Consider the following 13,543-nt stretch of genomic DNA (forward strand, 5'->3'; position numbering starts at 1 on the left):
TTCTTAATCTCCATTTCTGACTGTTGTCACTGGTGACGCCCTAAGGGCTTTTAAAAATCAACGATATGTGGGCCTCGCTTTAGCGAGGGTTGCCCGCATATTGGTGATGCCAACACCAAGTCAGGAACGGATAGACAGTCAAAAAAAATCGCGGGGGAAGCCCGTAGGGGGTTCCGCTATTTTTATTGATTTTCTAGGAGTGGATGACAAAGCCCTGTGCACGGACTTAGACTTACCCGACAGGGCAAAAAGGTTTAGTAATACTGCACTTTTGTCTCATTTTGAGACACCGCACTCACCTTGAAAACCTTTACTTTCACATTTAAATCATACACTTATGTCTAATTTGACACGTTTTTAATTTTGATACCCGGTCACATTTGAGCGTTAGTGAACACTAACAAATTATAACGCATTGTTTTTAATGACTATTTTACTTTCTTTTGACTTTCACCCCGATAACAACATTAAATGTTTTTAAGGAGTGAAAAAACATGTTTGATCATCAATTTGTGCAAAATTTTAGGAAGGTGTATGGCTACCAAGCTCGTAAAGCATCAAAAGAGCTTGGCGTTCACGAGGTAACCATTCATAAATATCTCAAAAAGGGCAATGCCCCAAAGCCCATCAAAATTCTACTCAATATCAAGGCTCGTGGTTACCTCCCCGACACTGGTGGTTGGAAAGATTGCTATATTGACCCACAAACCCATGAGCTTGTTACCCCTTGGTACACCATCAGTGCAGGCCAGCTTTGTTTTTACCCCCGCTATAAATGGTCTGCTACTGAGCACAAGCGCATGTATGACAACTTGAAAAGAGAAACCGACACCCAACGCGAGTTTATGCAATCTCTAAATGAACAATTAGTAAAACTTGTTGGTGATATTGCAAGACGAACAGGTACAGATGATTAGATCTTCCAGGCCTATCTCAGGCCTATTTTTTTTCGTAGCATTTTTTTTCTAAACTATTGAATACGTATTTTTGAATGCTTTTATTAGGAATGGATTTTATAACCGCGTTTACATCAACTTTTTCAAAACAATTTTGTTTTATCCTATTTTCTCTTTCATAAACCTGATAAATATTAGTTCCGGCTATTGTTATTGCTGTCACTAAAGCGGCTCCTGATAAGCATAAAGCCTTGCTGCTGTTTGCTTTCATTATTTTCTGTATATCTAAAGTTTCTTCGTGTTGATTCAACTTAAATATTGCTTCAACCCCATCTTTTGTTAACTCGTATCCAACAAATCTTTCTATTTTTATAGCATCTACATCCTCTAGAATCTCCCCTTTATTCTTATAGACTCCCTTTACGAACCCTAACTTATCTAGATAAACAACGCATTGTACTGCTAGCACTAACTTTTCACGCTTTGTAAGAGTTTTTGTTACACCAATTTCCTGTAAAAGTTCTGAATATAGATCTCCAAACACCTCGTCATTATGTTCTATTGCATGATCAGATAGCATATCTGTGTGAGCAACCACAGGAAAAATTAAGAACTGCTCAGAGCAAAACTTCAATGACTTCTTCCATGAGAGATTATGTTGCGTTTTTATAATTTTATTCTTCATAATAAAGTTATCTTGAAATATTTTATGATTTCGGTATGTACTAATAATTAACCTTTTTTTGAGACAAAAGTACATACAAAAACGGGGCTTTCACATCGAAAACCCCGTTACAAACCTAATCTAATTTATAGGATATTTTGATTAAACTGAAGCTTCTGCTGGTTGTGCTCATGGTCACTCAGGTTGAGACTTTTGGGCTTAATGAGATTCTCCTTTTTAGAATTAGCCTTACCTCTATCTAAACCCAAATGAAGGGAAATTCATCCTTCCTAATTATCTTTTATCTCACAGAATTAAGGATGCATTTCTCCCAACCAAACATTCATTACAGCACATCGCTTTTCCCCAGGAGGTTCGTTACCCTTCTTTTAACAACCTGCATGTCTTCATAAAACCAACGAATAACTGTTTTATTATCTGCAATGCCATAAATAAGGTTTGCCCTACTAGTTCTGACCTTCCCCCCTTAAATTAACGCCATAACTTTGATTTCCGATGGATGTCTCATACTGATACGGTAATTGATGGTTTGCATGATAGTCATCTCAATGCCAAAAGCGGACTTTGGGCATGTCCGCATAAGGATAAAAAGGTTTTTGCTATGGGTTGTTAGCCTTAATCAATTTGTTTAAATTAATTAGACGAGTTTTGTAGGCGTTGTTTTCAATGTTTTCAATAATACTTTTTTTAATGACTAAGTTTCTCATTTCTAGTGCTTTCTCTAGCTCTCCATTAGCCTCATATCCATCAGCCAAACTATCATAAGCGTCAGCTTTATAGGGGTAATTCTTAGCATTCTCCTTAAAAATAGAGATTGCCGTAGCAAAATCTTTTTCCTCAAGGGCGTTATAAGCAACTCTGTTAATAGACCCGTAACTTGGCTTTATTTCATAGCCGTAGATTTCTGATTGTTTTTTGTAGAACTCTTTGATTGCCGGAATGCCTTTGGCAATAGTCTCATGACCCGGACGCAAAGAAGCATATAGCTTTTGGAAAGCTAATGAATGTCCAGCAAGCGCTGTTGTGTTGTGTGTTTCAGAGGTATCTAAATCTGAATTAAATTTGAACCCTTTTCGGTTATGAGAATTAAGTAGTTTTGTATATCGCTCATATGAACTTAACATATGACCACCTTCACTCCCCATATTTACATACAAATACGTATTTAACTTACTTGAATTATTTAAAAAGCTTTCTGCCTCTTTGAATATGACCTGTTTATGCCACCATAGACTAGGGCTAAATGCAAAATGCGCTTGAAATAGCTCTGGCCTCGATTGCAATGCATAGATAGAAAGCAAGCCTCCTAAAGAATGACCTGATACTATTTTGAAATTGTTTGCACGGTACTTTTTATTAACGTATGGAATAAGCTCCTTCTCAATAAAATCGAGAAAGTCATCTGCACCACCTGAGATACCCCATTCGTTGTAGCTTTGATCATAGGTAGGAGTAAAGTCCCTTGTACGATGTGTATTCTTTATGGCGATGATAATCATCTCTTGCGCCAAGCTAGATTGATTCAGTAAATCTAAAGTACCTATGGTATGAGCAAAGTTTCTTTGTCCGTCTAATAAATATAGAACAGGATAATTAAGTGTTTTATTTTCTTTATAGTTATTAGGTAAGTGTACCAACAAGTCTCTTTGCTCTGACAAAACGGTTGAATACAAGCTATCAGTTATTGAAGTGCCTCGTACATTGGCGTTTACTTCCTCAGAACTAAGGAAAAATGCTAAAAGCAAAATTACTATTTTTTTAAACATAAAAACTTCCATTACTCTATTAAAATTAGAGAGTTAATGTGACGTTAAACTTTAGAAAAGTAATGAAGTTGTGGGGAAAAAAAGTGATGAAAAGGTGAATTCCAAAAATTATTAGGTATATTAGAGGCTTAGGGCTAATTCATTTTCCAATAAAACTTTCGGTGTGATATCGTTTGAATGAGGATTAATTAATTTGGGCTTTGTTACTGTAGGTTATGATTAAATTTGGCGATTATATACTCGATTCAGAACATTCATGTTTGCTGAATGCGAGCGATAACTCTGAAATACTTATAGAGCCTAAATTATTTGAGTTACTTCTGCTATTCATTGAGCGTCCAAATGCTGTTATCTCAAGGCAAGATATACTTGAAGAATTGTGGGCGGGTTCTGTTGTTACCGACAATGCAATCAATAAATTAATAGGTAACCTTCGAAAGTTACTGGGTGATGATGCCAAAAAGCCTAATTACATTCAAACTGTCCCCAAGAAAGGATACCGCCTAGTTTGTAGCGTTGAAGCACTAGGGAGCAAAGCTTCAAATCCAACTGATTCAAACTTAATTAACGACCCCCCCTCTGAAATAGCCCCAGTTAGTTTTTGGGGTGAAAAATTAAAAGCTTATATAATGATTTATTTCATTGTTATTTTGGTCATTGTTTTAAGCGCTTTAATGATATTCAAATCTAGTAATAACAACTCTTCAAATATTAGTTACTCGGTAGCATTGACACGTGACGAGGGTGCTGAGCTTTCTCCTATAATGCACCCAAACAATAAACACTTATATTATTTGAAAGAAAATGATGACCATGAAAGTCGTGAACTTTGGATAAAAAACATTAACACCTCCGTTACTAAAAAAGCAAAAGTAAAAGGCAGTATCAGTAAAATTATTTCGCTTGTTGAAGACCTAAATGCGAATCAAACTATCATGTTTTATCTTGACATGGCGACAAATAAGTGCGGGCTTTATCAAGAATTCTTGTCAGCGCCAGAAGAGCTAAATCAGATAAGTACAGCACAAAAAAAGTTATTTGATTGCAGTGATAAGAGAGTCAAAGATATAGATTATCATGATGGACAAAATGCATTTTATTATGCTGCTCAACCTAAAAATCATTGGCCGAATCAAATTTATGCTTTTGATGTTGAAACTGGTGAACATAAGATTGTTACTCAATCGCAACCGAAGGGTTGGGGGCATCATAATCTCGATATATCCCCAAATGGAAAAAAACTTTTAATAATGAGCACAGATAGTGATTACAAGACTCAATTACTCTCTCTTAATCTGTCAGATAACAAAATTACAAAGGGTATGAAGTTTGAAAAGCCTGTGTATGAAGCAATATGGCATCATGACTCAGAGCAAGTGTATTACTTTGCCCCTCCACCTGCCCAGCGAATCATTAGAAGTGACATAAATGGCGAAACCTCTACTGAAGTTATCAATATATCTGAAGAGATATTGCCAAAGCTGTCAAGGATAGCGGATGGTAAAAACATACTATTTAGTACAGAGAACAAAAACTACAACAATCGCTGGCTAATGCCTTTGAACAACAATGAGACTATTGATAATTCATCAGTGTTTGATGTTTATCCTGCGCTATTTCACAAAAGCGATAAGTATTTATTCGTTTCAAAACGAAGTGGCCGCATGCAATTGTATTTAGTAAACAACCAATATAATCAGGCCAAAGTAGTCACCAATTTACCCAACTCTCATTGGCTTAAATACGTTTCAATTTCAGAGGAAGATAAAAATGTTTTATTAAATGTTGATAACAAAGTTTATCTAGTTCCCATAAGTGAACTAGACCCGAATAAACCTTTGACTGCATTTAAAGAAGAACTTTTGATCTATGAAAGTAAAAATCCAATCATTTCTTTGGATTGGCTTACAAGCCAGAGTGCGGCTATTACACACGTTATTAATGGAACCCCTGAATTGGTAGTAGTCCAGCTTTCTAACAATAAAAAGGTTAAATTTGATGGAACGTGGGCTTATGGGTTGAAAGATAGCGAACAGCCTGAACTTGTTTATTTTATTGAACAACACAGTAACGTCTTGTACCAAGCAAGCTATTCATCTCTTGGTGACAAAACTTCTACGGAAAAATTAAGTTTTATTAATACACAAATATCCTTACCAACTGATTTTTATCATGTAAAGGTCGATTCAAATAACTTGTATTACGTTAATGCTGAAAACGATACTGAATACCTTTATGTCGTGCCAATTAATAGAAAATCTGAGAGCTGGAAATTACCATTGAGTAACTTTTCAAGTTATGACGTAAGTAAAGGACGTATTATAGTTAGCGATTCTGATATCTTAGAAGGTGATGTCCACCGAACTATGTATTGAGTGACCGCTTTTCACTCCAACCAGACTACTGCGAAGTCCCAAGTACGATCCTTCTACCCTCACCTTAAAAATCGGAAACAAGTCAAAGTATATAATCAATAAGTTACTTTGGTACGCAACAAATTGATAGAGCAGGAAAAAGAGTAAAATACGTTGCCGGCATTTCAAGCAACTTTAAAATAATGCTAATTGCTTGATTGCCTTAGCACATAACGTCCATCTATCTTAAGCTCAATTAAATGTATTCCTTTAAATGTGCGAAGGACGCGGGCTTCTGCATTTTCTGAAAAACGAACTTTCCTAAGGAAATCACAATCTGCACGCGACTTTGGAAGGACCAAGGTATAGTCACCATTTGCGTTGCGGATTTTCACGTAGAACGCCCTATCGTGCTTTGTTGTGTCTTTTTCACCTTTTTTATGGAGGGTGCCAGTAATTACTTCATATTCTTCAATATCTTGACTTCTAGCATATTCACTCGAAAGGTAAGCGTGAGAAAGAACCGTCGCGACTAATATGGCAAAAAAATATAATAAAATGTCTTCATTTATAAAAACCGCCTAAAGCATTTAATATGCTTATTTGTGAAGCTAAGCCAAGCAAACCTTCAGAGCAGAAAAGGCCATATAGACGCGCTATTAAATAAAAATCTGACTAAATCATAAAGTAATCGAAAAACACTTACCTCACAAGCACCCGGCCTACTCTACAGGTTAAACAGACTTCCTCTGATGGTCTATTCTTTTATTCGTACACGCGCAGTACGTACAGATACTTCCCCCATCATAAGGATCAATTCAATGAAGATAATTTCTTACACCATGGTATCAGCAGTACTTTTAGCGTCGTCGTTTGCTGTCGCTGCGGAGGCAAAAAACCCGCAACAGGCGTGCTGGGGACAGGCAACCAAGGTCTTTGCACAAACCGGGGCTATGGGTGAGCATAGCAGTGAGCAACCCACACCCAGAATGGGTTTGCGTAATTTGGCGCGGCTACTCTATGAAGCCGGAATTATCGATGATGACACCATGGAAGCCTTGGGCCAATTCGTCGCCGATGAACTCGGTCTTTCCATCGACGCTTGTATGGACTAGCTAGGTTGTATTGATCTGCTGTTAATGCGGTAGATTAAGCCTTTTAACTGCTCACATACGACCGAATCATCAGTAAATAGCCACCAGCGTCCTAAGTCCTGGTGGCTAAGTTGCCGGGTCGGCCTTTCCGACTCCAGCCCTTTCCCGCACGGGTAACAGCAATAAACGCAGGTATCGTTTGAGTTAATTGTAGAAACATAGATAATATAACAAAAATAATAACAACAACTTAACAATGAGTTCCTTCCAAGAAACATTTAATCGGGATATTGAAAATCAAGAACAGCAATGGCTGAGCGATCGCAGAGCCGCCTGCGACCTAAGTGGTGATAGCAGCAAAGACACCAAAGCGCTGGCCTTTTCCGGCGGCGGTATCCGCTCGGCCACCTTTAATCTCGGGGTGTTGCAGGCATTAGCCAAAAATGATCAACTCACGCAGTTTGACTATCTGTCATCGGTGTCTGGCGGCAGTTACATTGCCACCTCCTTTACCTGGTTTAAATCCAGATTTCCCGGTCGCTTCCCCTTTGGCACCAGTCGTCGGGATAAGCATGCGAGTGACACGCTCGCTTGGCTAAGGGCACACAGCAGTTTTTTAACGCCGGGGTTTGGCGTTGATAAAAGCTCGCTGTTAACGGCAATCTTAACGGGCACCCTGATTAATATGTTGATCATGGTGCCTTTATTGCTGTTGTTGTTATTTTTACTGAGCTATGAGTTTTCTGCGGATCTTTCCGCTATTGCCATCCATGCTCCCTTTAACGGTTTTTCATTGTTACGGGGCGTGGGGTTTCTCACCTTAATTGCCAGCTTCGGTGTTATGTTGCTGACCGCCATCAGTACCGGCTTTGATTCTGCGCGAGCAAACCACCGTACAGAAACGCTCAGGTATTACCTCAGTAACCTGTTTCCCCTTGGCCTTGCGTTACTGGCCGTTGGCTATATTCCCGTCTTACACAAGTCTTTTGAACACTTTGCCGAGTGGGTGGTGCACACCAGCTTCAGTATCTCCTTAATAGGTATCACTATTACCCGTTATGCGGCGAGAAGGAATGGCAACGCCGATATTAAATATTCGCTCACCAGTCTATTGATAGACTTAGGTCTGCTGCTGACCTGTTTCGGTTTTGTGATGATCAGCTATCACTTTGCCGTGCAATGGGAGCTGCTACCCACCATTTTTTATCCCTTGCTGTTTTTGTCGGTGTTCCTGGTATTGGGCTGTAACATCAACTCAGTGTCTATGCATGGCTATTACAGAGACAGGCTAAGAGATGCCTTTATGCCTTGTCATTTATCCAAACTGGAAACTAATGACGAGCAGTGCGAACAAACGACCAGCTATGATAAGCAACTATTACTTGGCGAGCTCAAAGCCACGGACGCGCCCTTTCCCATCATTAATTGCAATATTGAATTGCTGGGCTCAAGCAGGGCCAAATATAAGAATCGCGGCGGCGACTGTTTCACCCTGACCCCCTTATATTCGGGCTCCGACAGCACGGGATACAGAGCGACCAAGGATTACATGGCCGGCAAGTTGGACCTTGCCAGTGCCTGTGCGATCTCGGGCGCGGCGATTGCCACCAATACCCCGATGACCCGTTCTAAGCAGCTGAATTTTATTATGTCACTGTTGAATCTAAGGCTCGGCTGTTGGCTGAAAAACCCGAATAAGCCAGCCAAACCGGCTAGCTTTTTCAATAAGCCTTGGTGGTACCTATATATGTTTAGGGACATGTTCGGTCAGGGATTGAACGAGCAACAATCCTATATTCACCTCTCCGATGGCGGCCACTTTGAAAACCTGGCCTGCTATGAATTGATACGCCGTAAGTGCAAGCTCATTGTCTGTTGTGATGCCGGTGCCGATCCCAAATACCAATACAAGGACCTGGCCAAGCTCATTGAGCTGGCGCGCGTTGATTTTGGCGCCAAACTCGCCATCGATGTCAGCGAGATTAACCAGCAGGAGGCGACCTCAGATATAGCTTGGACCGAGGGGAAAATATCCTATGACGACGGCAGCTATGGACGCTTTATCTATATTAAGGCCTGCATGATCGAACACTTAAACGAAGACCTGAAAAGTTATAAAAGAATGAACCCGGATTTCCCGCATCAGAGCACCAATAATCAATTTTTCGATGAAATGCAGTTTGAAGCCTACCGGGAACTGGGCTTCCAACTTGCCCACCAAATGCTAAAGTCCATCGACTTAGCGACCACGGCCACCAGCGGAGAGCAATAATGACGAGCTTTTTATGTTCAAACTTTGAAATCGTATGTGATCAACTCGGCTATCCCGAAGGTCCCGTCTATATGCAAGATGGCAGTGTGCTGCTGGTAGAGATCAAAAATCAGCAACTAACCCGAGTTTCAGCAAAGGGTAACAAAGCCGTGGTCGCCAAAATACCCGGAGGCCCTAACGGTGCGGCCATAGGACCGGATGGCCAGGTCTATATCTGTAACAGTGGCGGCTTTCAATGGCTACCAGTGCCCCTGCCAAAGCAAACGCTCTTTATCGGCACCGGCCAATCGGCTGAGTATAAAGGCGGCAGCATAGATAAGGTAAATTTATCCACCTCCGCGGTTGAAACCCTGTATACCCATTGCGACACCGGCCGCCGATTGGATATGGCCAACATGCAGTGGCAGAACCAAGCCCTGTCGCCCGCCTTTGCGCTGCGCGGACCGGACGATCTGGTTTTTGATAGCCAAGGCGGCATGTGGTTTACCGACTGGGGCAAAGACGATGGCCGTACCCGGGATATTACGGGGATTTATTATGCTGCACCGGACGGCACCAGCATCAAGCAAATGGTCTTCCCGCTCAATGCGCCAAACGGTATCGCCCTGTCGCCCGATGGCAAGCGCCTGTACAGCATAGAAACCTATACACGACGACTGTTGTACTGGGAGCTGTCGGCCCCCGGTGAAATTGCCCCAAACCCCCAGTCACTGGACGGCACCTACCTGCTAACAGGCTTTGAAGGCCAGGCCATATATGACTCCATGGCAGTCGATGAGCTGGGTAACCTCTATTTGGCCACCATGCTACCGCAGGGCAACAACCCCTTTAGCAATGGCGGAATTACCGTGGTGTCTCCCGAAGGAGAGATATTGGAGTATATCGAGATCAATCTGGGCGAGGATTTGTATGCCCCCTTGCCTTCTAATATCTGCTTTGGTGGCGAAGACAATAAAACCGCCTATATCACCTTAGGTGCCAGCGGCATGCTGGTAAAAGCAAAAATGAAAAATGCCGGCTTAACATTGGCGTTTAACGGCTAGTTCGGGAATAACTCGGTGGAGGGGCTCTCCCCTCTTCCTCTTAACCTTGGTTAATACAATGACATTAATTAAAATAACAAAACGGATCCTGGTCTGTGTAACGGCTTTATTAGTACTGGCAGGCCTTAGCCTATTTGCCTTGGTGCACTATCCCGCCTCGCAGATCCCAGACTATGAGCCGACAGAAAAAACACGCTACCTGGATCAGGGCTGGGGGCTCGAAGCGCATTCGCCCGAGCGTCAAACCTACTACTACACACCACAGGGCACCAGCTTAAAGGGCATGGAATACGACTGGCTGGCGCACCTGGAAATGCCCTGGGGCGAGACGCGATTTGCCGATCCAAGACATTTAAAGGCCTACGGCTTTATCGTCGATGACAACCCAAGCCCTCAAAATCCCTATCAATACCCCTTGGGCTTTACCAAGCACTTCGACCAGGCATCGGGCAGTGAACTGTTGGATTTGAGCTGCGCTGCCTGTCATAACGGTCAGCTCAACTATAAAAAGGACGGCAAACACTACGCGCTGCGCATCGACGGTGGTCAGGCCATGCATGCCTTTACCACCATGAAACTGGGTCATTTTGTGCCAACCTTGGTAGCTTCTATGACCAGTACCTACTTGAACCCGCTTAAATTTGATCGCTTTGCTACCCAGGTACTGGGCGAGCAATATAACGACCACAATAAAGCCATCCTCAAGAAAAAATTCGGCAAGGTGTTAATGCGCTTTTTAAATCAGGGCTTTAACGATGCCAGCAAAGGCCTGTATCCGGTGACCGAGGGCTTTGGCCGCACCGATGCCCTGGCGCGCATCGGAAATACCGTTTTTGGCGATAATCTGTCGGCAGAGAATTATCATAAGGCCACCGGCCCGGTTAACTACCCGCCGCTTTGGAATATCTGGAAATTTAACTGGGTGCAATATGGCGCCTCGGTAAAACAGCCCATGGCGCGTAACATGGGTGAAGCGCTGGGTGTCGGCGCGCACATTGCACTGACCGACAGCTATGGCAATCCGCTGCCCCCGGAGCAGCGCTTCGATTCCTCCGTGTTGCCCGAACAAATCTTTACCATAGAATCGACCCTGCAAAAGCTCACGCCACCGCAGTGGCCGGAAGATATTTTTGGCCCGGTCGATAGAGTAAAAGCGGCCGAGGGACAACAGCTGTTTCAGCGCCATTGCGCCGGCTGTCATGGTCCACACCCTGCCAGCGACTTGGTTAAACAAATCGAAACGCCGTTAAAAGGCAAAGACCAACCGCTTTGGATAATGAGCGAACTGGCCGTCAATGATGTGGGCACGGATCCCAACGCCGCCTATAACTTTCTAAACTACCGCTTTAACCTGAGCAAAACAGGCCTAACTAACAGCGACATAGCGCAGAAAGTCCGGGCAATGAATATCAGGCAGTTACAACGACTGGCCAAAGTGCTTCTTAAATCGCCGCGCCTTGAGCAGTTTTTGCAACAACCTCAGCCACAAGCCGAGGCGTTAACCTTAACTACCAACTGGATAAGCGACCATCCGCAGCAATACCAGGATATAGAGCAACGCTTTAACAACTGGCAAAACAAATACGCCAAATTAGCGGATCTGGATAAGCTCATTCGCGAGCAAGGCGATAATGATGTTCAGCAAGACATCAAAACCGCCCTTATCCAGCAACAACTGCGCTCCTTGGACGATGCGTTAGCCAAGCTCAGTGTGGACACGCTCAGTCTGGGTGAAGCACTCAACATTACCGGCATCTATTTAAGAGAGAAGTACTATCAAGACAAAAACTTCTCGCCGGAAAAGCAAGCCTGTATGGACGGCTTTGGCGCCTTGGATTTGCCGCAACAAAAAATGATCTACAAGGCCAGACCCTTAGAAGGCATTTGGGCCACACCGCCGTTTTTACATAATGGTTCGGTACCCAATATCTACCAGCTGCTCTCGCCTGTGTCAGAGCGCGACAGCCAGTTTTGGGTTGGGCAAAGGGAGTACGATCCCGTGCATCTGGGTTATGTGACCGAAAAAGAAGCGGGCCATGCCTTCTTGTTTGATACCCAAAAAGACGGCAATAAAAATATCGGACATGAATTCAGGGATGGCTATATTCCCTACCAGCCGAGTAATCCGCCCCAATATGGTGTCATCGGCCCGGCCTTAACGCCGGCACAGCGCCTGGCCATTATCGAGTATTTAAAAATACATAAAGACTCCCCTGATGCCGAGCACCCAAGCACGTCAGCAGCAAACCCATCAACTCAGTGCGATGGCCTATAAGGGAACAAGATGAAAAAACTCATTGTCTTTTGTACCATCGGCTTGCTCGCTTTGGTCGCGGTGTTATTTGTCATTAACCAGGACAAAAAACAAAGCAGCCTGGGGATTGTCATTCCAGCCGATGAACAAACCCACATCGCCGATATTATTTCATCGGCGGTGCAAATGGTGGATCGCAGCCAGGCGGCCACGGCTCCCTCTCCTTATCGCCGGGATGTCCATGCCAAGGCCCATGGCTGTGTTAAGGCTACTTTTAGCGTGCCGGCGCTCAGTGACGCGCGCTTAAGGCACGGAATATTTGCCGAGCCCAGTCAGTATCAGGCCTGGGTTCGCTTTTCCAGCGGCGATACCCGGCCGCAAGCGGATGGCGTCAAAGATGCCAGGGGCATGGCTATCAAGGTCATGGGCGTTGACGGCAAAAAGCTGCTGCCGCTGGAGCAGGATGCGCAAACCCAGGACTTTGTGATGATCAACAGCGACGTCTTTTTTATAAAAGATGTCGCCGAATACGCTAAGTTTATGCAATACCAGGCACAAGGCAGCAAATTTGGTTATTTTTTCAATGACTTTAACTGGAACATATTCAAGTGGCACCTGAGGTCACTCTACCTTGGCGCCAAAACCCTAAAACCAGCACCGGACAGCCTGCTTACCGAGCAATACCACAGCCTGTCTGCATATCGTCTGGGTGCAGAGCAGTTTATGAAATACAGCGCCAAGGCCTGTTCGAGCAACACGGCTGTCGCGGTAAGCCATGATAATGCCAACTTTTTACGCCAGGAGCTTAGCGCTAATCTAAGCCAAACCGGCGCCTGTTTTGACTTTATGGTCCAGCTACAAAACCCGGATAAGTACATGCCGGTGGAAGACACCACGGTCAAATGGCAACCCGAGGACTCCCCTTTTATTAAAGTCGCGCGCATTGAGATACCCGAGCAGCAATTTGATACCCAGGAACAAAACCAGTTTTGTGAAAACCTGTCCTTTACCCCTTGGCATGCGGTAAAAGAACTGGAACCGGTCGGTGGGATCAACCGGTTACGCAAAGCGGTGTATAACGGCGTATCCCGTTACCGCCATGATAAGAACGGCCAGCCCATGCTTGAACCAAGCGGCTGGTGCTTGAAACTTGATGGCAGTGAGTGCAGTGTCGAATAG

The 13,543-nt window shown here is 43.6% G+C and carries 9 protein-coding genes; 7 read left to right on the forward strand and 2 right to left on the reverse strand.

The window, feature by feature from the left end; all coding sequences use genetic code 11:
* The first annotated feature begins 494 nt into the window (after positions 1–494).
* Positions 495–917 (forward strand): hypothetical protein, encoded by a 423-nt coding sequence (locus tag C2M29_RS06055; protein ID WP_105188903.1) that lies wholly within the window; start codon positions 495–497, stop codon positions 915–917.
* A gap of 22 nt (positions 918–939) precedes the next feature.
* Here the strand turns inward: C2M29_RS06055 and C2M29_RS06060 are convergent, their stop codons facing one another.
* Together C2M29_RS06060 and C2M29_RS06065 are read right to left on the reverse strand one after the other, a co-directional pair.
* Positions 940–1,581, reverse strand: a complete 642-nt coding sequence (locus C2M29_RS06060) for a hypothetical protein (protein ID WP_158684651.1) — start codon at positions 1,579–1,581, stop codon at positions 940–942.
* Positions 1,582–2,180: 599 nt separating this feature from the next.
* The gene (locus tag C2M29_RS06065) at positions 2,181–3,347 is read right to left on the reverse strand and encodes an alpha/beta hydrolase-fold protein (protein WP_105188905.1); all 1,167 of its coding nucleotides are present in this window, start codon (positions 3,345–3,347) and stop codon (positions 2,181–2,183) included.
* Positions 3,348–3,562: 215 nt separating this feature from the next.
* On the opposite strand from C2M29_RS06065, the gene C2M29_RS06070 reads away from it, so the two are divergent.
* The 6 genes from C2M29_RS06070 (at position 3,563) to C2M29_RS06095 (ending at position 13,543) form a co-directional block, all read left to right on the forward strand.
* Positions 3,563–5,722 carry a winged helix-turn-helix domain-containing protein gene (locus C2M29_RS06070; protein WP_105188906.1) on the forward strand — a complete coding sequence of 720 codons (2,160 nt, stop codon included), beginning with the start codon at positions 3,563–3,565 and terminating at the stop codon, positions 5,720–5,722.
* An 800-nt stretch (positions 5,723–6,522) separates the two neighbouring features.
* On the forward strand, positions 6,523–6,816 hold the full coding sequence (locus C2M29_RS06075; RefSeq protein WP_105188907.1) for a hypothetical protein: 294 nt from the start codon (positions 6,523–6,525) through the stop codon (positions 6,814–6,816).
* A gap of 235 nt (positions 6,817–7,051) precedes the next feature.
* Entirely contained in the window at positions 7,052–9,067 is a 2,016-nt protein-coding gene (locus C2M29_RS06080; RefSeq protein WP_105188908.1) for a patatin-like phospholipase family protein, read from the forward strand.
* The gene (locus C2M29_RS06085; RefSeq protein WP_105188909.1) at positions 9,067–10,110 is read left to right on the forward strand and encodes an SMP-30/gluconolactonase/LRE family protein; all 1,044 of its coding nucleotides are present in this window, start codon (positions 9,067–9,069) and stop codon (positions 10,108–10,110) included. The genes C2M29_RS06080 and C2M29_RS06085 overlap by 1 nt, the downstream gene beginning before the upstream one ends.
* A gap of 58 nt (positions 10,111–10,168) precedes the next feature.
* The gene (locus C2M29_RS06090; protein WP_105188910.1) at positions 10,169–12,385 is read left to right on the forward strand and encodes a di-heme-cytochrome C peroxidase; all 2,217 of its coding nucleotides are present in this window, start codon (positions 10,169–10,171) and stop codon (positions 12,383–12,385) included.
* Between the two features lie 9 nt (positions 12,386–12,394).
* Positions 12,395–13,543 (forward strand): catalase family protein, encoded by a 1,149-nt coding sequence (locus C2M29_RS06095; RefSeq protein WP_105188911.1) that lies wholly within the window; start codon positions 12,395–12,397, stop codon positions 13,541–13,543.

It is taken from the genome of Pseudoalteromonas sp. T1lg48 (genome assembly GCF_002964785.1).
GTDB lineage: Bacteria > Pseudomonadota > Gammaproteobacteria > Enterobacterales > Alteromonadaceae > Pseudoalteromonas.